Here is a 23,102-nt window from a genome sequence, read left to right on the forward strand (position 1 = left end):
CTTCAATACTAGTACAGCGCGGCGGAAATCAAGCTACCATTTGAAACAAGCAAAAGCCTTGATATACAAAACTTTTGACTTTTGACTTTTGACTTCCCCCCTTGCGCTACTAGCTATCTACCACTCCCGTTAGACTTATGCCATACCTTTATGTTTCTTGGTCAGATTATCACCAAAAAATTGAACAACTGGCTATTCAGATTTATGAATCCGGTTGGAAATTTAACCAGATTATCTGTCTTGCTAGAGGAGGACTACGAGTTGGAGATATTCTCTCTCGGATATATCAGCAACCACTGGCAATTTTAGCAACATCATCTTACAGAGGCCCTGGTAAACAAGATAGAAGTAATTTAATTTTCTCCCGCCACTTGACAATGACCACTGAAAAGTTAGGTTCGCGCATTCTTCTAGTGGATGACTTAGTAGACTCTGGGGTAACACTAGAACAGACTATACCTTGGCTCAAGCAATATAGTGATTTCCCCATTGAGGAAATTCGCACTGCGGTACTTTGGTATAAAGCCTGTTCAGTTCTAAAACCCAATTACTATGTCGATTACTTGCCTGACAACCCCTGGATTCATCAACCCTTTGAACACTATGAGCAGATGAACCCCGCAGAACTAGCGGCTAAGTTCAGGAGTGCTGAGTACTGTTAGCGGATAGCTAAGGTTGAGCCAGTGCTGAGTAACCCCAATGATATCATGTCTGGTTAAAGACTTATTATTAAGGCAGCAGGGGTGCAAAGGAGCAGAGGAGAGCGGCTTTTGGACTTTCTGCATAGATTCGGGAATTAAAACTAATTAGCCGAACTTGATATGAGCCGTTTTTTTGTCGCCCTTTTACCACCGCAAGACATTCAAGATTACGCCAACCAGATTAAGCAGTACTTTGCCGATCGCTATACTAGTAGAGGAGCGCTAAAGTCTCCGCCTCATATGACCCTGCAACCACCCTTTGAATGGGCATATGCTAACCTGCCACTGCTAGAAGCATCTTTGAAAGAGTTTGCTAGTGGACAACAGCCAGTAGCAATTACACTCAAAGGGTTTGATGCCTTTGCACCTCATGTAATATACATAAATGTAGTCAAAAGTCAAGAGCTTTTAACTTTGCAAGCTGATTTAATGGCTTATACAGAAAGCAACTTGGGAGTTGTTGACAAGGTTTCCAAAAGCCGTCTTTTTGCGCCCCATATAACGGTTGCGTTTCGGGATTTAACAAAGCAGAATTTTAAAGCTGCTTGGCCAGAATTTGAAAAGCGTCAGTTGCATTTTGAGTTTACTACCGATAAATTAACGCTACTGCTTCATGACGGTAGGCGCTGGAATATTAAATCGGAGTTTGCTTTTGCTGATTATGGTTCACCAAGACAGAATTCCTTGTGTAGTTAAAAGGCAACAGCTTGGGCTGTACCAGTCAAATTGATTATCGTATAGGTTTGTGTTTGCCCCTGGTTAAATTTAGGGATCACAGAAAAGCGGTTTGTTGTTGTGATTCCCTTAGTTTCAACTGTGGCTGATTGGCTGTTTCCAAGGTTTACACGGGGTATAATCAAAGTAAACAAAGTATTGCCAGTATCTACTGTGTGACGGATGGAATACATTGTAAAGGTTGTTAATATACTTACAATAATTTCTGAGGTTCCGTAAAAGTTTTATCAGCTAACCTCATGATCTTCAGTAGATTTAACGGCATAAATCCAGCTACCATCTCAATTAACTAGACAACTTGCTCAAGCAACTTGTTCAAGGTAGGCAAACTTCCGCCACAGTGTACGAGTAACTTGAGTTAGATTTAGATGTTGAAATACCCTTTGGGGTTTTATTTAAAAATAGGAAATTTTGCATTGCTTATGAAACGGCGCTCATACATGCTTATAGGATTTTTTCTCAGCCTTCTCTTAACTATCGTGCCTTTTTCGGGCAATTTTACCAATGCTGCAACACCAACAGCAGTCACACCTGCATCTGCTCTCTCATTCACCCAAGGGGTGCAAAAAACCTTATTGGACAATGGTTTAACAGTATTAACGAAGGAAGTTCATACTGCTCCAGTGGTGAGTGTGCAAGTTTGGTATAAGGTTGGTTCACGCAACGAGGTTAAGGGAGAGAATGGTATTTCTCACCAGCTAGAACATTTAATGTTCAAAGGTACAACTGACCGTCCAGTACAGTTTGGACGGTTGTTTAGTGCTTTGGGTAGCCAGTTCAATGCTTTTACTAGTTATGACGAAACAGTTTACTTTGGCACGGTGCAGCGAGATAAGTTGGAAGCACTACTGACACTGGAAGCCGATCGCATGGAAAATTCCTTAGTTGGTCCTGAGCAACTCACAAGTGAAAAGCGGGTAGTGATCTCCGAGTTACAGGGGTATGAAAATTCACCAGGCTATCGTCTGAGTCGCGCAGTTATGCGAGCTGCTTTCCCGAATCGAGCTTATGGCTTATCGGTGGGAGGCACAAAAGCTGATGTCGAGAAATTCACGGTGGAACAGGTGCGGAATTATTACCAAACCTACTACAACCCAGAAAATGCCACGTTAGTGATTACTGGAGATTTTGCCACAGAACCAGCACTCAAGGTTGTGAAAGAAACTTTTGGTAAGTTATCGCAACGAGCAAAAAAGGACACGGTACTCCATGATGCTTCGGCATCTTCTGCCCTCACCGAAGTCTCTCCGTCTACCTCTGTTGCTAAAAAAGCACCGATTGTCCTCAAGCAACCTGGAAGTGCAGCACTATTGCAAGCAGTGTATCCTCTGCCAGATATCAAACATCCTGATGTGCCAGCAATTGATGTGATGGATGCTATTCTCACAGGTGGGCGTAGTTCTCGGCTTTATCAGGCTTTGGTGGAATCTGGACTTGCCAGTTCAGCGAGTGGTGGTGCAGCCGAACTCATCGAACCGGGTTGGTATCAAATTGATGCTACGGCGGCTCCAGGTCAAGAGTTGGGGAAAATTGCCCAGGTACTCCAGGAATCTTTAGCAAAATTGCAACAGCAGCCTGTCACCTTAGAAGAGTTGAACCGAGCAAAGACGCAGCTGCAAGCCTCGTATATTTTGGGGAACCAAGATATTACTAGTCAAGCTAATCAACTGGGGTATAATCAAACGACCGCAGGGGATTATCGTTTTATTGAAAAATATCTGGCTGCGATCGCGAAAGTTACCCCAGCTCAAGTGCAGCAAGCAGCGAAAACTTACCTCAATCCGGCACAAGAAACCATCGGTTTCTTTGAGCCGACTCAACCTGATGGTAAACCAGGGACTTCTAGCGCTGGTTCTAGTCGCACAGTGGAAAATTTCAGCCCTGGTAAGCCTGTAGATCCGGCAGAACTGGCGAAATATCTGCCACCTGCGACATCAGCTACAGATTCAGCTAAACAATCGCTACCAGAAGAGTTTACCTTAAATAATGGTTTGAAGGTTTTGCTCTTGCGTGATCGCAACCTTCCCACTATTAACCTGAGTGGACAAATTAACGCTGGTACTGAATTTGACGGCAATCAAAAAGCTGGATTAGCGAATCTAACTGCAAACAACTTAATGAATGGGACGCAGACTAAAAATGCTCTGACTCTAGCAAAAACCTTGGAAGATCGAGGAGCCGATTTGAGTTTCAGTGCTAGCCGTGAAGGAACTAATTTTAGCGGTGAGGGACTTTCTGCAAATCTGCCAATATTGATTCAAACTCTGGCAGATGTGTTAGAAAATGCCACTTTCCCCGCCGAGCAGTTAGAACTAAGTCGCCAAAGAGCGTTAACAAGTCTAAAAGTCCAGCTAGATGACCCTAGAGGTCTGGGAAGACAAGTATTCCAGCAGGCAATTTACCCTGAAAATCATCCATTTCACAGCTTTCCGACAGCCGAGAGTTTAAAGAGCATTAATCGTGATGATTTGCTTGGTTTCTACCAGACCCATTACCGGCCAGATACCACGACGATCGCAATAGTTGGAGACTTTGAGCAAGCTAAGGTAAAAGCTTTGCTAAATCAAGTGTTTGGTAAATGGCAAGCCGCAGGTAAGCCACCTATTCTCAAAATACAGTCCGTACCATTACCGCAAACTTTGACACGTCTAAACAAAGTAATTCCTGGTAAATCTGAGGCTGTGACTTACATCGGCTATAGTGGCATCTCTCGGAAAGATCCACGTTATTATGCGGCACTGGTGCTAAATCAAATTTTGGGTGGTGATACCTTATCGAGCCGCCTGGGTACGGAAGTGCGCGATCGCCAAGGTTTAACTTACGGTATATACAGTGCTTTTGCCGCTGGCATCAATCCCGGCCCATTCTTGATTCAAATGCAAACTGCTCCTGGAGATGCCCAAAAAGCGATCGCCAGTACTCTCGCTTTACTCAAACAGTTGCGCGAACAAGGAGTGACTGAGGCTGAATTTAACACAGCAAAACGCTCAATTACCAATAGCTACCCCGTAGATTTAGCTAATCCTAGTGATGTATCAAGTATCATTTTGGATAATGCTGTCTTGGGGCTTTCACGATCGGAAATCCGAGAGTTTCCTCAACAGATTCAAGCAGTAACTATGGCTGATATCCAAAAGGCAATTGAAGATTTAATTAAGCCAGAAAATCTAGTGATTGTTACCGCTGGCCCAGGAAATACTGTAACCAAGGGTGGCTAATTATCTCAGATAGATAACAATGGGATTTTATTTGTAAAAATCGCCAAGCTGAATATCCCCGACTTCTTAGAGAAGTCGGGGATATTCTTTAGCAAATTGGCAGAAGTTTAAATTGAATAAGACACTGGGAAGGATTTTGCATCCTTTGGCTTCACATACACTCGCTGTTTTGCTTCTAACTCTAAGTCATTAAAGCGATCGCGTGTTAAATGCGCCGTCAATACTTGCCCATCATCAAAAGTTAATTCCACCTGAATTTCCCAACCCAAATGTACTAACCGACTCACAGTAGCGGGTGTAGTGGCATCGTTGGCGCTAGTTTCAAAAATTACATCTTGCGGACGCAAAAACACTTGTGGGTGTGGTGCATCAAATCCGCTACTTTTAAAAATCTTTGAACTACTGGGTAATACGTTCACCGGGCCAATGAAGCTCATCACAAAAGCGGTAGCCGGGTCATCGTAAATTTCAGATGGTGTCCCCACCTGTTCCACACGCCCTTTATTCATGACCACAACCTCATCAGAGACTTCCATTGCTTCCTCTTGGTCGTGGGTGACGAAAACTGTGGTAACATGAACCTCATCATGGAGGCGGCGTAACCATGCCCGTAAGTCTTTGCGGACTTTCGCATCAAGTGCGCCGAAGGGTTCATCTAGCAATAAGACTTCCGGTTCCACTGCTAGTGCCCTAGCTAATGCTACCCGTTGTCTTTGACCACCAGAAAGTTGTGATGGATAGCGATCGCCTAATCCAGTCAATTGCACCAATTCGAGTAACTGTTCTACCCGCCCTTTAATCTTCTTTGGCTGTGCCTTACGAATTTCTAAGCCAAAGGCAATATTTTGCTTGACAGTTAGATGCTTGAATAGGGCATAGTGCTGAAACACAAACCCAATATTTCGCTCTTGCACGCTTTGGTATGTAGCGTCCTTACCGGTCAGCAGGATTTTGCCGCTATCTGGCATTTCTAAACCGGAAATCAACCGTAATAGCGTAGATTTACCTGATCCCGATGGCCCGAGTAACGCAACTAGCGAACCACTCTTTATTTCCAGGCTGACCTCATCAACTGCCTTGAAACTCCCGAATTGTTTGGAGACGTTCTCAACTACTATGCCCACTGCCGCTGTACCTCTGCAACTAAATCTACAGATCCTTGGTAGGATTACTGTGCCTTACATATACCATACATCGTTATTTATAGATGAACAAGAGAACAAGATTTAGCTACCGCAACTGCCGCAATCGAGGAAGCTACAATCAACACCACTGCAATCTAGGGAACTGCAATCAGCAGCACCACAATCTAGGGAAGCACAATCAGGAATCACGGTAGCCATTTCAGCACAATTGCAGCCCAAATCGGCACAATCAAGACAGTTAGTATTGCTATTGCTAATAAATAAGGATTTTTGAGCAACTTTACCAGATGCTTGTCGTTGCGGCGTGTCTGTTTCCTCCTCTGTGGATTCTTCTGAGTTATCGGTTTGTGCTCGCAAAATTTGGTTAGCTTGCTTGCAAGCTTGAAATCGTTCACGGGAATTGACAAAAGCTGCTTTTAATCCTTCCTTAGCAACTACCCGCTTGATGTATTGAGAACAAGATTCGCCGCCATATAGTATTCTGTGGGCACAAGCAAAACCTTTGTGTGGGGAAATGTGTTTTTGATATCCAGTAATTGCGGCAGTACCAACTTGTCTAGTAAAAGAATCGAATAAGGAAATCTGCATATTTTATAACTGGGGCATTGGGCATTGGGCATTGGCACTAACCAATATTCTTTAGTACTTACGCAAAAGCTCTCTGAAACTCTTATTTATTTGCGTTCTACCCTGCGGGAAGCCGCTCCGCATCTATGCGGTTCGTTTTTCATGATTTTGCGTAAGTCCTGTTTTTCATTCTTCCCAATACTCAATGCCAAATACCCAATACCCAATACCTAATGCCCAATGCCCCATCCAATTCGTATCGAAACATTAAGGAATATTGCATTTGTGCAGAAACCTGAAGGTAAACCGCCAAATCACCCGAAAGACCGTGGTAGTATGCTCTCGGTAAATGTGAAGATTGGGAGAAAGACCTTTGACACTACGGGTTGCTGTTATTGGGTCAGGCCCTGCTGGTTCATCTGCCGCTGAAACACTGGCAGCCTCTGGGATTGAAACCTACCTGTTTGAGCGGAAGCTAGACAATGCAAAGCCTTGTGGGGGTGCAATTCCCCTGTGTATGGTGAGTGAATTTGACTTACCACCAGAGATAATTGATCGCCGGGTACGGAAGATGAAAATGATTTCGCCTTCCAATCGCGAGGTTGATATCAATTTGGTAAATGAAGATGAATATATAGGAATGTGCCGCCGGGAAGTGCTGGATGGCTTTTTGCGCGATCGCGCGGCAAAAGTAGGCGCAAATTTAATTAATGCCACTGTTCATAAACTCGATATACCAGGAAACAATACTGACCCCTATACCATCCATTACATTGACCATACAGAAGGCATATCACAGGGGATTGCTAAAACTCTGAAGGTGGATCTAATTATTGGGGCAGATGGGGCTAATTCCCGCGTTGCCAAAGAAATGGACGCTGGGGATTACAATTATGCGATCGCCTTCCAAGAGCGAATTCGCTTACCCGAAGACAAAATGGCCTACTATAACGACCTCGCCGAAATGTATGTCGGTGATGACGTTTCTACCGATTTCTACGCTTGGGTTTTCCCCAAATATGACCACGTAGCTGTCGGTACTGGCACGATGCACATCAATAAAGCCAGCATCAAACAGTTACAAGCTGGTATCCGCGCCCGTGCATCCGAGAAGCTAGCAGGCGGTAAAATCATCAAAGTCGAAGCCCACCCCATTCCTGAACATCCCCGTCCCCGTCGTGTTGTTGGTCGCATCGCTTTGGTGGGAGATGCTGCTGGTTATGTTACCAAGTCCTCTGGTGAGGGTATTTATTTTGCCGCTAAATCTGGGCGGATGTGTGCCGAAACCATTGTGGAAACATCTAATGGTGGTAGCCGGATTCCTACAGAAGGCGACCTCAAGGTTTACCTGAAGCGTTGGGATAAAAGATATGGACTCACTTACAAGGTACTGGACATTCTGCAAACCGTGTTCTATCGTTCTAACGCTACCCGCGAGGCCTTTGTGGAAATGTGTGATGACCTTGATGTGCAGCGGCTAACATTCGATAGCTATTTGTATAAAACGGTTGTCCCTGCTAATCCCATCACCCAACTGAAAATTACTGCCAAAACCATTGGTAGTCTAATTCGGGGTAATGCCCTTGCACCTTAATAGAGGGCAAAGGACTGGGAATTCCAACAAATAAATTACTCAATTTTGTGGGGTGGATATCTTGCACGCTGATTAATCAGGGTGCAAGATGCCCACCCCACAATATATTTTTATCATTTGATGTATGTAGACACAAACACAAGAGCGTCTCCAAGAGTTGCGGCTACTCTACGAGTTCTCCAACGGATTACCCACAGGTTATTGCCCCTAAGACATAGTTTTTCACATAATATTTAGTCTTTTCTGTCAATGCGTAAGTTTTGGCAAACCTGCTCTAAAATACTTACCTAAACTTAGTCAAAGCTAAGAATAGAGATTTCTTCCTCCTTCAACCAAGGTAGTCGGCTACTTCTTGTCCAGAGGCGTAAATTTCGCTCAAGCCAAGCGTATTTTTTCGAGAGGGGCATCCCTCAATGGACGAATGAGTTGAGGGAAGTGATTGAAACATGGGTGCAAACTAAAGTTGATCAAACTGATGAACTTTGATGCATGTTGGATAACAATTTGGCTATTTAGTTTTGCTCCTCTAACTTGTCATGCTTGGGTGGAGGTTAGGTATGCTGTATTCTGAACTTCAGCGATAAATTGCTTTTTGAATAAATGCTTAATTTTATTTCCTATTTGTTTTTGGCTCAAGCATCGCCTTCTCCTGCACCGCAGGAAATTTTCGTCCCCCAACAAACAAGACCTTTAACAGGACATCTTGACGAAGTACCGGTATTTAACAGTAATAACCCAGAAGTAGTTCAGAGTGAAGGAATTCTGCTATCTACATTTCCTCCTCAAGGCAAAAAAGTGCCCAGCGCCCACCTGAACTTTCCATTTCAAGGACGCTTTGATTTATTTTCTCACCATATTGCTAGAGCAATTGAGACTCCAAATGATTTGCGGACTCTTTATTTGGGGGTGATTGTTTACAATCCCAGCGATCGCCCTGCAACTGTCAATATATTGCAAGCAGCTAGTTATGTTAGTCAACCTGATGCACCTTTTATCAAGCTTCCCCCCATACAGGACAATAATTCGGGAAACATTTATGCTGGGCCAGGCGATCGCGTGATGAATGATATGCTGCGACTCAGACGGCAGTCAGGATGGCCAGCCCAGTTGGTAATTCCACCAAAACAAAGCCGGATGTTAATGAATCATCCCATTCCAGTACGTCCTTTAACCCCGCCATTGAATGGACGTTCTACTTTGTTGCATTTGTATAGTGATAATCCAGTTTATCTAGCTAACCTAGCCATGTTTGCCAAACCCAATCCCGATGGTAGTGAACGAGCGCCCACTTTAGAAGAATGGGAGAATTTGTTAGAAAATGGTGATTTTGCAGGGCCCCGTGAACCTGCCCCCAGTCCTCCAGATCAGCTTGCAGGGGCAACAGAAATTTACGGACGAGTAGCAGGGGTAGCTATTGGCTCTCGTTGGCAAGCACAAGTTACCGACTCTAATAGTTCGTACCTGACAATTCCCAAATCAGGACAGGCTTTTTCCTACGGTTTAAGTACCCTTTTAGCAGGCAAAATGGGTACTGGACAAAACCAAACTGCGAAACTAGTGGCGCGTTATCCTGGTAGTGCTTACGAAGCTCACGGCAACTACGGCATTGAATACAATATCTCTCTACCATTATTCAATAATACAGATAAGCCGCAAACTATAAATGTGCTTTTCCAAACGCCTATTAAAGAAGATGAGTTAACTAAACCAGGGCTGCGCTTTTTTTCACCACCTGAACCATCTGTCTTTTTCCGTGGCACTGTTCGTATTCGCTACAATGACGATAATGGCTTACCCAGAACCAAATACTGGCATTTAGTTCAACAACGGGGACAGATGGGAGAACCGCTTGCTCAATTAAAAATATCTCCTGGCCAGCGGCGACTGGTAGAAGTGGATTTTCTCTACCCACCTGATGCTACGCCCCCTCAAATGTTGACAGTTCAAACTGTAGACCAAACATAAGGCAGTCCCGATGAAACAAGTTTCAAAAGCCTTGAATGAAAGAATAACTGGGGACTGGGGACTGGTATTTTTACTCAGCACGGGCTAAACGCCCCGCTATCCATGTACAGCACTCAGCACTTTCAAGGCAGAGGGCAAGCATTTCTCAATCTCAGGGAATATACGTCTTGGCTTTAGTGCAATTTCTGATAAAACAGATGTTGTTCTGAGTTTGCTGGGGCAAAATAGAAAACATGACGATTGAATCCAATTCCTCTAATCTACCAACCCCAGAACCAGGCCCCGAAAACGATTTGCAGTCGGATGACTTTGACGATAATGCAAATGAGAAAAACCTCAGATCAGAAACGCTAGCAACACAACAAGCATTAGCGGCGATGTCTAACGACAAGCCGCTAAACGTCTACGCATCTTTGCAATCTCCGCAGCATACAACTGCTTTACAACAAGCCCATTCTGAGTTCAAGCAACCCACTACCAAACAATTCACAGTTAAGCCTAGGGCATTGCTGATTACTCTAATCGCGATCGCCATCACCTTTATTGGAATTATCCTCAATAACTGGATCGTCGGCATTATCGGAACGCTGATGGCTTTGGTGTTATCCCTAGCGATATTATTACCTTGGTTCCAAGAAGTTTTGGACGAGTGGTTTTCACCTCAAGAACGTACCCTGTTTGTGGCCTTTTTGGGACTAATAGTAGCCATTATTGGCTTGATCAGATTTACAGGTGTAGGCGATCGCTTACTTGTTTTAGGACGCCAAATTAACTGGGACGTTTCTGGAACCCTAGCAGAATGGTTTGGCGCTTTGGGGCAAATTCTCATCGCCATCATTGCCGTTTACGTAGCCTGGCGACAATATGTCATTTCTAAAGACTTGACAATTCAGCAAAATATGCTAACAGTTCAGCAAAATATTATCACCCAGCAACAGACCATTGATTCCTATTTCCAAGGCGTTTCCGACTTGGTATTAGATGAAGAAGGATTATTAGAAGATTGGCCTCAAGAAAGAGCGATCGCTGAAGGACGTACAGCGGCAATTTTAAGTAGTGTTGATGGTAGTGGGAAAGCGAAAATTCTCCGTTTTCTCTCACGTTCTAAGTTGCTGTCGCCTTTAAAACGCGATCGCCTATTAGGTAGAGCCATTCTCGACGGTACTGGCGGATACGCAGAAGACCGCCTCGAAGGTGTGCGCGTCATCGATTTAGGCGTAATGCTAGCCGCCGCCGACCTTTCTGGTACCGATTTACGTTGGACTGACCTCAGCGAAGCTAATCTTGTCCGCGCTAACCTGGCCGGTTGTGATTTAGTAAAAGCCAACCTTTCTCGTACAATTTTATATAACGCTAATCTCAGTGGTGCTGACATCAATGGGATTCGTCTATTTTACGGTGTAGTAGATAAAGCATCACCCCGCAGTCGCACTGAACCACCAGATTATGAAACCGGCGAACAAACTGGCGCTGTGGTGGAAAATGTCGATTTGACGAATGTGCAACGTATGTCTGAGTCTATACGTCACTACTGTTGCACTTGGGGTGGCGAAAAAACTAGAGGTACTATTCCTGGTGGTTGTGAAAGTATTCCTAATAAGTTGGGAAGATAGTTATACCAAGTTTAAATACTTTTCCCCAAAGAGCGTTATATATTCCCCAATCTCTAACTCTAGTGGCCCGCAACAAATATCTGTTCTGCGGTCAAATTCAGGTCTGGAAATGTTTGGGAGATGAGGCGTTCTGTTCCCCTAAACTGTTGTCCTTGATAAGTTCCATCAACTAACTGATAAATTGTGATTACCGGTTGTTTGGATAAGCCAATGTAGCGTTTGCCTCCTAACCCTAGATAATCTACGATCCAATACTCCCCAATACCTAAAGCTTCGTAGTCTTCCACTTTCCTAGCATAGTCATTCTGCCAATTGGTGCTGACAACCTCTACGACCAATTTTACAGAATTGCCTAGTGTAATCACTGGCTCAGTCCTCCATAATGGTTCATTCGCCAAACTCATCTGATCAAGAATCACAACATCGGGTCTAAAAGCTGAATTTTGACCTAATGGTTTAATCAGGCATTTCATGGGAATAAACCACGGCAAATTAAGCAGATCAATTGCTACGTTGAGCTTACGATTAATTAACCCAGCTACCTGTTCATGAAGTCCAGTGGGTTCCAAGTCGATTAGTTCTCCGTCCATTAACTCGTAGCGTACATCATCCAGATAGCCAGCAATGAATGCCTCAGAACTAAGAGTAGATGTATTAATAGTGGCTGAAACCATAGAGATTTGTCCTTCCAGGTTCAGAACTAGAGCAGCAATACTGCTCTTAATTATTTTAACTAGCTTTCATTAGGCAAAAGTCAATTGACTAATACGCTTCAAAATCTGGAGTACATTATATAACTCATTGCCACGGTTACGGACATCAAAAATATCCGAAGTGGCATAGCGAGGAGGATAACCTTTGAGCAGTTTAATGAACATAAAACTGCCACCAGAAGTAATCATACCAAATACTACATCTTGTGACTGGGGAGCAGCCAGCATATATGCCAGAATTTGGTCTAGTCCTGCTTCTACCGAATAAGCAACCTGTTTAGACTCAATAACTGTTACCCAAAATTTTTGATTTAGAAGTAAGAAGTCAATTCGTCCTTTGATAATAGTTTGCTTGTCTTGTGTTTCAATCTCGATAGATTTCTCTAATTTGAGGTGAAAGGGAGGTAAATAAAACTTGCCAATGAATAGCAGTGGCGATAAAACAATCGTGTTAACTGTATTTTCTAATAAAGGCGGATAGTTTCGCAAATTTATGTAACCTGCCTTTATTTGATCCAATAGCTGCTTTTCTACGCTTGTCAGTTCTGGTAGGTCATCTTGCCACTCTTGAAAGAATTCTTCTGAGTCAACTAACTCTAATCCATAGAGCAATATTAGTTGTTCAAGTGTGACATTTTCCGCAGCAAGAGTTTGAACCATAATGTTAATCAAGTAGTAGAAAAATCTACCAGCTTAGTAATTCTCGCCTTCAGGTAGGGTGAGGATTTCAACGCCATCTTCAGTTACAGCTAAGGTATGCTCACATTGAGCAGAAAGCTTGCGATCGCGCGTGACCGCAGTCCATTTATCGCCCAGAACCTCGACTTCGTAAGTACCTTCGTTAATCATTGGCTCAATAGTAAAAACCATCCCCGGTCTAAGGCGCTTGCCTTTACCGCGAGTGCCATAATGGGGTACATCCGGCGCAGTGTGAAAAATATTACTGATGCCATGACCAACGAAATCTCGTACTACAGAAAAGCCTTGTGCTTCAGCATACTCTTGAATGGCTGCCCCAATATCGCCAATGCGTCCCCCAGGTTTAACTTCAGCAATACCCAGGCGTAAACACTCTTCTGTCACCTCCACCAACTTTCTCGTTTTTGGGGAAGGAGTACCGACAAAGAATGTCTTGGATGTATCGCCGTGATAACCTTCAACAATGGGCGTGACATCAATATTAATGATGTCACCTTCCTTGAGTATTTGTTTGGCGTTGGGAATGCCATGACAGATTACTTCATTTACACTAGTGCAAATCGATTTCGGATAACCTTTATAGCCAAGAGGTGCACTTTTGGCTCCATGCGCTTGTGTCCAACGTTCGGCTTCATCATTTAGTTCAAGAGTGCTAACCCCTGGCTTCACAAATGGTTCTAGATGCTGGAGAAGTTTGGCTGCTAAACGTCCAGCTTGACGCATTTTGTCTAATTCTCGTTGGGATAAAATAACAATTAGTTCAGTTTTCATTAATTTTTATCTAAAGTATCTTTCATAAACATAGTTAACCCTGTCTGTGCGGCTCTTTGGGCAGCATCAGCAACCTTTAGGGTATACAAGCTCTCCTCTGGGGTAACGTACAAAGGAGTGCCATCAAAAAGATGATCTAACACCATACTCGTGTCTTTGGCGAATAAACCCCGGCGAGGACCAACCTCTATAGGTGTTGTCTCCTCTGGTTGGATCAGAAATCCTGTGTCACCATCAAAAATTAAACCACCTTTTTCACCGTGAACTTCAAACTTGCGTTCTGATTGCCAAATAGTTTCACCTTTGCCATAAATTACTTGGGCTAAAAGTCCACTGTTAAAACAAATTTGACTAGTGCAGAAACAGGTTTGATAATATTCCGGTTCTATTTCCCAATATCGCTGGTGACAATTAACTGTAAATACTTTACCAAATAAATCTGTGAGACGATGTAGGCGAGACAGGGCACCAATTAGGGGAAAGCCGAAAAACTCGTGGTTATAAGTCCATTTGCGGGGTGCAGGATTTTGGGGATTGATGGTGCTGTAGCGAACATAAAACACTTCACCAATTTTGGCTAAGTTTTGCTTCAAGGCTTGATGCAAACCACCCAAAAGTTCCAGGTGTTCTACGTGCAGGAGTTTTTGTTTTGCTTTGGCTAAAGCAATCAGTTCCTCAGCTTCGACTACATCCAACGAAAGAGGATACTCTACAATCACATGTTTTCCGTTGGTCAGCGCTGCACGAGCGATCGCACCATGATCTCGATTAATTGTAGAGATCGCAACTAGGTCTATATCTCCACGTTCTACTAGCTCTTGCCAAGAACTCAATGTTTCAATCTGGTACTCTCTAGCAAAGTTTTCGGTTTTTTCTCTTGTATGACCAACAACTGCGACTAAATGCGATCGCTCATCGTGGAGCAATGCTTCAGCCCGAAACTTTGCCGCATACCCAGTACCTACCAAACCTACACGCACTTTTGCTTTTTCCGAAGCTGCTTCTGAATTATACATGATCCTCACTAGTTCTGTTTTTGATCGTCTCACGCTTCTAGTGGTAAGATTCTCTCTTCATGGGGTTCACCAGTCTAGACTCTACAACATTCGTCCGAACCCTCAAAGTATCGACCACCTTCTGGTGCTATTCTTGCAAACTTACATAAATTCTCTTGTCTGATGCCAAGCTATCTGGAGAGAAGATGTCGGAACTCCAGTGAGGTTAAGTGATGGTTAATCAGACATACACGGCTGATGTCTTAGTTGTTGGCGGTGGAACCGGAGGCATCGCGGCTGCTATCCAAGCGGCGCGACGGGGAGCGAAAACTATTTTGGTGAGTGAATTTCCTTGGTTGGGGGGAATGCTGACTTCGGCTGGAGTGTCTGTACCTGATGGCAATGAATTAGAAGCCTTTCAAACGGGTTTATGGGGTGCCTTTTTGCAGGAATTGCGACAACGACAGCCGGGAGGATTAGATAACAGCTGGGTAAGCTTTTTTAGTTACGATCCCCGGATTGGGGCAAAGATTTTTGCAGATTGGGTGCAGGAATTGCCCAATTTGCACTGGATTTCGGGACAAGTACCTTTAGAAGTCTTCCGACAAGGTGATTCGATTACTGGTGTGCGCTTTGCTGATTTTGCTGTCACAGCCAAGATTATTCTCGATGGCACAGAGTTAGGAGATTTATTAGCTTTAGCTGACATACCTTACCGTTGGGGTTGGGAATTGCAATCGGAGTGGGGAGAACCCAGCGCCCCAGTGACTTTTAACTCTTTAACCCAAAGATATCCTGTGCAAGCGCCCACTTATGTAGTCATCATGAAGGACTTTGGTGAAGCCGTTGCCCCAGAAATTCCGGCTGCACCTAACTATAATCCATCCCAGTTTACAGGTGCTTGGGATGGCTATGGAGCAGAGACATTTTTAAATTATGGACGTTTGCCTGGTGGTCTATTTATGATGAATTGGCCAATCTGTGGCAATGACTACGGCGAAGGGGTAGGGAGGTTGATAGAGTCAGATGTATCCAGAGGTGAATTCATCCAAGAATCTCGCTGGCACAGCCAAAATTTTGCCCATTTTATCCAAAATCAGCTTGGTAGTCGCTATGGTTTAGCAGAAAAAGTATTTCCTCACACCTCTACAGCTTTTGCACTGCATCCTTATTACCGGGAAAGCCGCCGCTTAGTGGGGCTAACTACTGTTCGCGAACAGGATATTTTGCCGATCGCCAGAGGTAGAGTTGCATCTATATTTAATGATGCGATCGCCCTACAGCCCTTCGGGCATCCTACGGCAGGCGTTTGCGTACCACTTCGTGGAAGCAAGCTACGCGGAGTGTCTCCGACAGGAGAAGCAATCGCAGTTGGTAATTACGCCAATGACCATCATTATCCTGGTGTTCAATTCCCGCTGCAACCTAAATCGATCCGCTGGGGAGGACGTTGGACTGGAACTCCTTTTACAATTCCCTACAGTTGTTTAATTCCAGCTACAACAGATGGTTTCTTGGTCTGTGAGAAGAATATTTCTGTCTCCCACATTGCCAATGGCGCTACCAGATTACAACCTATGGTTATGGGCATTGGTCAAGCAGCGGGCATGGCTGCGGCGATATGTGTTGAGTTAAACTGCCAGCCGAGGGATTTACCTGTTAGAACGCTACAAACGGCTTTATTAGAAGATAATCGCTCAAAAGCGTTAATTATTCCTTTGTTTAATCTTCCCCCCAATCATTCGGATTGGCGGCACTGGCAACTGTATTACTTAGAGAACCCACAAGCCTATCCAGTTAGTGGCGATTGCCCTTGCCCATCGGGGAAGGCATTAATTCCGGAAAGTAACTGTTTTACAGGCATTTTTTACCGCTTGTCACAGCAGGAATACAGATTCACTGTCACAACACCAGCCGCATATCAAGGGCAAAATTGGCAGCTTGTGACTTTGCGATCGCACATTGACGAGCAATTACGCGCCTATCCCCACGAACAATTAGTTACATTGTGGGGTCGTTACAATCACTCTGGCAATTGGTTATTAGTCGAACATTTAAACGGAGGATAAGAGGAGTTTATTTTCAGTAAAACAGAATACTTTTTGATTAATTATCCGGATATTCATCAAAAAGCTAAGTATCAGTGAAGTGGAGAGTTCCAAAATAGACATTTGCTATGCGTGCTGCCATTTCACTTTTAATATCGAGTCTGGTGTTCGGCCCCTTAGCTTTTAACCGCCAAGCAATGGTCAATCACTTATCAACAGGGCTGTCTTCTAAGCCTGTTTCAGAACAGTGGCTGGTGGCATCTGAACAAAGTACAGATGATGCGCCACGTCATCGCGGTAGTGGGCGTAGAGAAGTGACACAAAAACTCAGAAATATCTATGCTGCGGTTTAACTACTGTAGGGTAATGCCTCTTTTCCCAAAGGAACAGAATTACCAGAAAACAGGATGTTGTACTAACATCTTTTGCACAGCTTTTCTGGCAAAAATATATACAGTTGACACACGAAAATCTTCAGCGATCGCTTAGTATTTCAACTGCAAGCTTTATATATATAGTTGGCATCAATCCTGCCGATCAAAACGCAAATCAAATTCAGTGCCTTGATCAACAGCATTACCAACTCCTCAAAAGCTACACAACTGTTGCTCATATTTCTGGGAAGCTTTGCGTCTCAATTCTCAACGGCTCTAGACATAGATGTTACTTAGGCTATTAGTTAATCTAAAGCACATCCAATTCAGACATTTTACTTGTTGAGGAAACAGTCTTAAGGCAACTTCACTTTATTCCCCAATAGATTTTCTTCTCATACATTGAGTAGCTGGTTATCTACATCAGCTAGAAATTGATCTTTGCTCCGACGCTTGTTTAGCGTCCTTTGCCGAAGCATAAAATCTCTTTCGTTTCATCTCTTGCTTATCTAGCACATGGATTCGTAGAAGTAGTATAGGTTTATTGCACTTGCTAACAAATCTTACTATTCTTGACTTACTCTTGCTCCCTGCTTCGTTCTCCTCGCAGATGGCTCGCGATGAAATAAATATTTAAGCAGTGTCTGCCAGATCATCTTAGTCATTGTTATTATTCTACACCCAAGGCCAGATGCAAAATTTTGCATTTGGTTTTTTTTGATGAATTTTACTTAAAGAAAAGGGACTGGGGACTGGGGACTGGGGACTGGGGACTGGGGACTGGGGACTGGGGACTGGGGACTGGGGACTGGGGACTGGGGACTGGGGACTGGGGACTAGGGACTAGGGACTGGGGACTGGGGACTGGGGACTGGGAGTAGAAGGGAGAATTATTGAACAAGTTTCTTTCCAATGCCCAATGCCCCATGCCCAATGCCCTTTTACACCATTGTTTTCTTACGGTTATTTTCTCTTCCCTGGATGCCGTTGAGGAACATTGGCACAAACTTCTCGATAAACGTTTGTGGATCGCGCTGCCAAGCTTTTTGTGCAGCCTGAATCCTAGTAAATTGCAACTCAGGCGCTAGCAATGTTTGGGGTAAGCGTTCCATTAGGAATCCTATTTGATTTCTGAAAAAATCTAAGTATATGTATAGGAATCATATTTGATTTCTGAAAAAATCTCGGCAGCAAAAAAATTGTAGGTTGGGTGGAGGCTTTGCCAAAGCCAACATCCTGATATATGTTGGGTTGCGCTCCGCTCCACCCAACCTACGTCTAATGCACTATTTTAGCCTAGACAGTCCACTACGTGTATTTCAAAAATCAAATACTAGTCCTAATAGATTATGTAAATCTTTATTTAATGATAACTTAGTTTTTGCAACTGCTGTTTTTGTGCCGCTTCACGAAAAAAAGAGTAAAAGTTACAAAAATTAATTACTTGAGTTGAATATATTAACTTTTGTAAAAAGTAGCTTATGCTACAGAATTTTTGTTATATTAGTCTCGTAAGAAAACAAAAATTATATATTCACCAAATAGAGAGGGCTATGGTTATGTCTATCGCAGATAAATCTCGTGCGTTAATGGCGCGTGAACACCAGCAAGTCAAGAATCGCCAACAATCAATACTGATGCGGGCTGCACAAGAACTTGGTCTTCCTGAAGAAGCATCCCACAACTGGAACCCGATTCAAGGGAAGGTAGATGCTAACGCTCGGATGATTTATGGGCCCAGTCATGCTTCCATGAGCTAAGTTTTAAGGTTGATTTTTTGAGTGAATGTCTCAACTGACAACTCTGGAAAAAAAAGCCACCCTCTAATCTAGGGTGGCAAAACTTATAAACTTAGTGAGATACGGTACTTAATTAAGCATCGTAGTAGAGGTAAAACTCGTAGGGATGAGGACGTAGCTGCAACTGCTTGACTTCGTTGCCTAGCTTGTAATCAATCCAATTTCCGATAAAGTCTTCTGTGAAGACGCCTGATTCTGTCAAGAAGGCGTGATCTTTTTCCAGTGCTTGCAACGCCAATTCTAAGGAACCTGGTGTTGAAGGAACCTTCGCTAGTTCTTCTGGAGAGAGTTCATAGATGTTCTTATCTAAGGGTTCACCAGGATGGATTTTGTTCTTGATGCCATCGATACCAGCAGAAAGCATTGCAGCAAATGCTAAGTAGGGGTTAGATGTAGCATCTGGACAACGGAATTCCAAACGCTTGGCTTTGGGGTTAGTACCAGATAGGGGAATACGGATAGAAGCAGAACGGTTCCCTTGGGAGTAAGCCAAGTTAACGGGTGCTTCATAACCAGGTACTAGGCGTTTGTATGAGTTGGTACTGGGGTTGGTAATGGCCAACAGGGCTGGTGCGTGTTTGAGCAGACCACCAATGTAATATAATGCTGTTTCACTCAAACCAGCATACTTATCACCTGCAAACAGAGGTTGACCATCTTTCCAGATGGACTGGTGACAGTGCATTCCCGAACCGTTATCGCCAAAAATTGGTTTTGGCATGAAGGTGACGGTTTTGCCGTGTTTTTTGGCAACGTTCTTGATGACATATTTGTAAATCATCAACCAGTCCGCCGCTTCGATCAACTTGCCAAACTTGAAACCTAGTTCGCACTGACCACCAGTCGCAACCTCGTGGTGATGCTTTTCAATGGGAACACCTAATTGCGCCATTGTCAACAGCATCTCTGTACGGATATCTTGAAAAGAATCCGTTGGTGAAACTGGGAAGTAACCTTCTTTGAAGCGTGGTTTGTAACCTAAGTTGGGTTTTTCATCTGTACCCGCTTTACCAGAATTCCAAGCACCTTCTGCGGAGTCTAAGAAGTAGTAGCCTTCGTTAGCGGTTTGGGCAAACCTAGCATTGTCAAAGATAAAGAACTCAGCTTCAGGGCCAAAGAAGACTGTATCACCAATACCAGTGGAAATCAGGTAATCTACTGCTTTTTGAGCAATAACGCGTGGGCAACGGTTGTACCATTCGCCTGTACGGGGTTCCTTAATACTACAAATTATACTTAGCGTTGGCACTTCCATGAATGGGTCGATCCAAGCAGTGTTGGGGTCAAGTACCATCGTCATGTCCGATTCGTTGATTGCTTTCCAACCCCGGATACTAGAACCGTCAAAAGGTACGCCATCAGTGAATGCAGTCTCATCGATTTGGTTTTGGTACAGCGTGAGATGCTGCCAAGTCCCTACTGTATCGATGAATTTGAGATCAATCAGCTGAATTTTTTCATCTTGAATTCTCTTCAAGAGTTCTTGCGGTGTTGTCATTGTTACTCCTTCTCTACCAATTTCCTAAAGTAATACCAGAATCTTCCAAAGCATCCTAACCCTGCTGATCTCAATCCAGCCGTGACACACCTGAAATATCTTAAATACTAGACATTAGCGGATTTTGTAGTCTGTGCTACAGATATCTGGATTACAGGTTATATTAACCTTTCCGCGATCATCTGTACAAAACTGGAAAGTTCATCACATAGGGGTCAACTTTGGCATAAAATCCTTAAATAGTGGATAAATTGTTTTTGTGCCAAATCTATTTTAAATAGCACAAAAATTTACTGGTGCCCAAGTGCAGCCAAATAAATATCAAACCATAAATAGCAAGGATTGGGAGAAGAAGGAATGCGCGATGCGGTAACAAGTTTAATTAAGAATTATGACTTAGCTGGTCGGTATTTTGACCGGAATGCGATCGATAGCCTGAAGTCTTACTTTGACAGTGGTACAGCAAGAGTACAAGCGGCGGCAGCAATCAATTCTAATGCGGCTGCACTTGTCAAGCAAGCTGGTTTAAAGTTATATGAAGAACTACCAGAATTAATTCGTCCTGGTGGAAATTCTTATACGACTCGTCGTTATGCGGCTTGTCTACGGGATTTAGACTACTACTTGCGCTACGCCACCTATGCACTGGTTGCAGGGAACACGAATGTATTGGATGAACGTGTGCTGCAAGGGCTGCGGGAAACTTACAATTCTCTAGGAGTACCTATTGGGCCTACGGTTCGCGGTATCCAAATTCTTAAGGATCTGATTAAGGAACAAGTAGCAGCCGCAGGTGTGCTTAATACTGCTTTTGTGGACGAACCATTTGATCACATCACACGCGAGTTGAGTGAGATTGATATTTAGATTTTAGGTGGGCAAGGTGTCTGCCCCACAAGAATTATAAATAGCGATCGCACTTTCGTCTGTGTTGGGAAAGAGCGATCGCTTTTTTATTAACCCTATCAGGCGTTGAAAAGGGCTTTGTCCAAGTTTTAGCCGCCAAAGGGGAATATCGCGCCTCTGTAAAATAGTTTTGCTAGATTAAAGCTGTGTTTTTGGAGCTATCTTTCGACTAATGCCAGCCAGAGACATCTACCACGCCGCAGTCATTAAAGCACTTACAGCAGATGGTTGGACAATAACCAGCGACCCATTATACCTCGCTTATGGGGGTAGAGAACTTTACGTAGATATTGGAGCAGAAAGAGTTACCATTGCTGCTGAGAGGGATAATCAAAAAATAGCAGTTGAAATCAAAAGTTTTCTGAGTCCTTCTCCCGTGAATGACCTCCAGGAAGCTGTAGGACAGTATGAAATTTATCGCAGCGTGCTTAAAGAACTACAACCAAAACGCCAACTTTATTTAGCAGTTCCCAAGCGGGTTTACGAAGGTATATTTTCCGAACGCTTTGGTCAGCTAATTCTTAATAGTATAGGAATAAACCTAATTGTTTTTGACGAGCAACTAGAGAGGATTATCAGATGGATAAGCTAGCTCGATATCGTGAAATTATTCGTCAGTTGATATTTGACTATGCTACTCATAAGCCTGCTAACGGTCAAATAGAGACAGAAGCCGTCATTGACTCGGAACGAGATCATTACGAAGTATTACACGTCGGTTGGGATGGAGTGCGCCGCGTACACGGTTCGGTGGTGCATATAGATATTATTGGTGATAAAGTGTGGATTCAATATGATGGTACTTCCCAGCCAGTAGCAGACGCATTATTAGAAGCGGGTATCTTGCGCGAAGATATTGTCTTGGGTTTCCATCCCGTTGAACTACGGCAATACACTGATTTTGCTGTATCTTAATTATCTTGATGTCGTGCATTCCCAAAGAATAAAAGAGGCAAATCGTTTTAACCACTGATGATCTGCACTCTTCGATGCCCAAAAGGTTTTGCCGTAGTGTTGTTATTTAATGGAAATTGTGAAATTGTATAAATGATTACTCGGCCCAGAACCGCCTACAATATAGTAATCACCTGTGTTAGAAAGACGCAGGCGAAAACTTTTACCTTCACCGTCAGCACCAGCGAAAACTGGACTTAAAGGTTTACCATTAACACCATAGAGAGTAACACTGGCACGAGCGCCTAAACTATTAACTTTTAAAGTCAATGTTTGTCTAGCTTTCGCTCTTAATATATAGATGTTATTTTCGGCATTTTCAATTGTGGTACTACTTTTTCCTCTAGCAAAAGCTACACGAGTTGTAGTCAGAGAATTCAAATGCTGTTTGACATTTGCAAACTGTGCCATTGAGGGAACTGGTAAAACATAAGCTCCTGCTGTGAAAAGTAGGGTTGATAAACTACCAATTAAGAGATGTTTCATAAGAAAGTTCAAGTTTTTAGTATCTGTAATAACTACTCATCTCAGAGGTTTGTTTACGGAAAATTTTAGTGATTTTCCCTAACTAGTGAGTGTCTATACAATTTTGTAGATCGAAACTTCAAACTATTCAACTGTAATTATGCTTAAATGTCTAAAATTAAAATCTCGGCTTATAAGAAAAGGCAGTTCTTTTTGGGGGGTTGAGGATGTGGTAGTCTCTTGTCTTCTGTAATCGTTCATGGGGGTAAATTATTGCTGAAATCGGGCAAAATCTAATGTGTGAAGAAGTTACAGCAATTAAACACACAAGCAGATCCATCT

23 protein-coding genes are annotated in these 23,102 nt (G+C 43.4%); 13 read left to right on the forward strand and 10 right to left on the reverse strand.

The window, feature by feature from the left end:
• Positions 1-137 precede the first annotated feature (137 nt).
• Both V7K67_RS25940 and V7K67_RS25945 read left to right on the forward strand, forming a co-directional pair.
• Positions 138-662: a phosphoribosyltransferase gene (locus V7K67_RS25940; protein ID WP_334730973.1), complete on the forward strand. Its 525-nt coding sequence runs from the start codon at positions 138-140 to the stop codon at positions 660-662.
• Between the two features lie 159 nt (positions 663-821).
• Complete coding sequence (locus V7K67_RS25945) at positions 822-1,397, forward strand: 2'-5' RNA ligase family protein (RefSeq protein WP_335168978.1); 576 nt, start codon at positions 822-824, stop codon at positions 1,395-1,397.
• On the opposite strand, the gene V7K67_RS25950 is transcribed toward V7K67_RS25945, so the two are convergent.
• Positions 1,394-1,609, reverse strand: a complete 216-nt coding sequence (locus V7K67_RS25950; RefSeq protein ID WP_335168980.1) for a hypothetical protein — start codon at positions 1,607-1,609, stop codon at positions 1,394-1,396. The two genes, V7K67_RS25945 and V7K67_RS25950, sit on opposite strands and share 4 nt — an antisense overlap.
• A 249-nt stretch (positions 1,610-1,858) precedes the next feature.
• On the opposite strand from V7K67_RS25950, the gene V7K67_RS25955 reads away from it, so the two are divergent.
• Positions 1,859-4,654, forward strand: coding sequence for a pitrilysin family protein (locus tag V7K67_RS25955; RefSeq protein ID WP_334730976.1), 2,796 nt, complete (start codon positions 1,859-1,861; stop codon positions 4,652-4,654).
• A 107-nt stretch (positions 4,655-4,761) separates the two neighbouring features.
• On the opposite strand, the gene V7K67_RS25960 is transcribed toward V7K67_RS25955, so the two are convergent.
• Complete coding sequence (locus V7K67_RS25960) at positions 4,762-5,778, reverse strand: sulfate/molybdate ABC transporter ATP-binding protein (RefSeq protein ID WP_334730977.1); 1,017 nt, start codon at positions 5,776-5,778, stop codon at positions 4,762-4,764.
• Between the two features lie 102 nt (positions 5,779-5,880).
• The gene (yidD, locus tag V7K67_RS25965) at positions 5,881-6,387 is read right to left on the reverse strand and encodes a membrane protein insertion efficiency factor YidD (protein ID WP_334730978.1); all 507 of its coding nucleotides are present in this window, start codon (positions 6,385-6,387) and stop codon (positions 5,881-5,883) included.
• Positions 6,388-6,739: 352 nt separating this feature from the next.
• Here yidD and chlP point away from each other — a divergent pair, with 352 nt between their 5' ends.
• The 3 genes from chlP (at position 6,740) to V7K67_RS25980 (ending at position 11,538) form a co-directional block, all read left to right on the forward strand.
• Entirely contained in the window at positions 6,740-7,960 is a 1,221-nt protein-coding gene (gene chlP, locus V7K67_RS25970) for a geranylgeranyl reductase (RefSeq protein ID WP_334710078.1), read from the forward strand.
• Between the two features lie 600 nt (positions 7,961-8,560).
• The gene (locus V7K67_RS25975; protein ID WP_334730979.1) at positions 8,561-9,925 is read left to right on the forward strand and encodes a DUF3370 domain-containing protein; all 1,365 of its coding nucleotides are present in this window, start codon (positions 8,561-8,563) and stop codon (positions 9,923-9,925) included.
• A 233-nt stretch (positions 9,926-10,158) separates the two neighbouring features.
• Entirely contained in the window at positions 10,159-11,538 is a 1,380-nt protein-coding gene (locus V7K67_RS25980) for a pentapeptide repeat-containing protein (protein WP_335168983.1), read from the forward strand.
• 59 nt (positions 11,539-11,597) lie between these two features.
• Here the strand turns inward: V7K67_RS25980 and V7K67_RS25985 are convergent, their stop codons facing one another.
• The 4 genes from V7K67_RS25985 to V7K67_RS26000 all read right to left on the reverse strand — a co-directional run bounded on the left by V7K67_RS25985 (position 11,598) and on the right by V7K67_RS26000 (position 14,737).
• Positions 11,598-12,212, reverse strand: a complete 615-nt coding sequence (locus tag V7K67_RS25985; RefSeq protein WP_334730981.1) for a Uma2 family endonuclease — start codon at positions 12,210-12,212, stop codon at positions 11,598-11,600.
• Positions 12,213-12,281: 69 nt separating this feature from the next.
• Entirely contained in the window at positions 12,282-12,911 is a 630-nt protein-coding gene (locus V7K67_RS25990; protein WP_334730982.1) for a restriction endonuclease subunit R, read from the reverse strand.
• Positions 12,912-12,944: 33 nt separating this feature from the next.
• Positions 12,945-13,721: a type I methionyl aminopeptidase gene (gene map, locus V7K67_RS25995; RefSeq protein ID WP_334710073.1), complete on the reverse strand. Its 777-nt coding sequence runs from the start codon at positions 13,719-13,721 to the stop codon at positions 12,945-12,947.
• Positions 13,721-14,737, reverse strand: a complete 1,017-nt coding sequence (locus tag V7K67_RS26000; protein ID WP_334730983.1) for a Gfo/Idh/MocA family protein — start codon at positions 14,735-14,737, stop codon at positions 13,721-13,723. Before V7K67_RS26000 ends, map begins: the two co-directional genes overlap by 1 nt.
• 212 nt (positions 14,738-14,949) lie before the next feature.
• Here V7K67_RS26000 and V7K67_RS26005 point away from each other — a divergent pair, with 212 nt between their 5' ends.
• The 3 genes from V7K67_RS26005 (at position 14,950) to V7K67_RS26015 (ending at position 18,019) form a co-directional block, all read left to right on the forward strand.
• On the forward strand, positions 14,950-16,785 hold the full coding sequence (locus tag V7K67_RS26005; protein ID WP_335168986.1) for an FAD-dependent oxidoreductase: 1,836 nt from the start codon (positions 14,950-14,952) through the stop codon (positions 16,783-16,785).
• Positions 16,786-16,892: 107 nt separating this feature from the next.
• Positions 16,893-17,117 carry a heterocyst-inhibiting protein PatX gene (gene patX, locus V7K67_RS26010; RefSeq protein ID WP_334710070.1) on the forward strand — a complete coding sequence of 75 codons (225 nt, stop codon included), beginning with the start codon at positions 16,893-16,895 and terminating at the stop codon, positions 17,115-17,117.
• A 722-nt stretch (positions 17,118-17,839) separates the two neighbouring features.
• Complete coding sequence (locus V7K67_RS26015; RefSeq protein WP_335168988.1) at positions 17,840-18,019, forward strand: hypothetical protein; 180 nt, start codon at positions 17,840-17,842, stop codon at positions 18,017-18,019.
• 60 nt (positions 18,020-18,079) lie between these two features.
• Here the strand turns inward: V7K67_RS26015 and V7K67_RS26020 are convergent, their stop codons facing one another.
• Entirely contained in the window at positions 18,080-18,250 is a 171-nt protein-coding gene (locus V7K67_RS26020; RefSeq protein WP_334731467.1) for a hypothetical protein, read from the reverse strand.
• Between the two features lie 447 nt (positions 18,251-18,697).
• On the opposite strand from V7K67_RS26020, the gene V7K67_RS26025 reads away from it, so the two are divergent.
• A complete protein-coding gene (locus V7K67_RS26025) occupies positions 18,698-18,898 on the forward strand; it encodes a hypothetical protein (protein WP_179065504.1) in 201 nt (66 codons plus the stop codon).
• A gap of 112 nt (positions 18,899-19,010) precedes the next feature.
• Here the strand turns inward: V7K67_RS26025 and glnA are convergent, their stop codons facing one another.
• Positions 19,011-20,435, reverse strand: coding sequence for a type I glutamate--ammonia ligase (gene glnA, locus V7K67_RS26030; RefSeq protein WP_334731461.1), 1,425 nt, complete (start codon positions 20,433-20,435; stop codon positions 19,011-19,013).
• 357 nt (positions 20,436-20,792) lie between these two features.
• Here glnA and apcB point away from each other — a divergent pair, with 357 nt between their 5' ends.
• The 3 genes from apcB (at position 20,793) to V7K67_RS26045 (ending at position 22,256) form a co-directional block, all read left to right on the forward strand.
• Positions 20,793-21,302, forward strand: coding sequence for an allophycocyanin subunit beta (gene apcB / locus V7K67_RS26035; protein ID WP_179065502.1), 510 nt, complete (start codon positions 20,793-20,795; stop codon positions 21,300-21,302).
• Positions 21,303-21,513: 211 nt separating this feature from the next.
• A complete protein-coding gene (locus V7K67_RS26040) occupies positions 21,514-21,933 on the forward strand; it encodes an element excision factor XisH family protein (RefSeq protein WP_334731460.1) in 420 nt (139 codons plus the stop codon).
• Complete coding sequence (locus V7K67_RS26045; protein ID WP_334731459.1) at positions 21,921-22,256, forward strand: XisI protein; 336 nt, start codon at positions 21,921-21,923, stop codon at positions 22,254-22,256. The genes V7K67_RS26040 and V7K67_RS26045 overlap by 13 nt, the downstream gene beginning before the upstream one ends.
• 102 nt (positions 22,257-22,358) lie before the next feature.
• Here the strand turns inward: V7K67_RS26045 and V7K67_RS26050 are convergent, their stop codons facing one another.
• A complete protein-coding gene (locus V7K67_RS26050) occupies positions 22,359-22,781 on the reverse strand; it encodes a hypothetical protein (protein ID WP_334731458.1) in 423 nt (140 codons plus the stop codon).
• Positions 22,782-23,102: the final 321 nt, after the last annotated feature.

This window comes from Nostoc sp., from assembly GCF_036917155.1.
Classification (GTDB): Bacteria; Cyanobacteriota; Cyanobacteriia; order Cyanobacteriales; family Nostocaceae; genus Nostoc.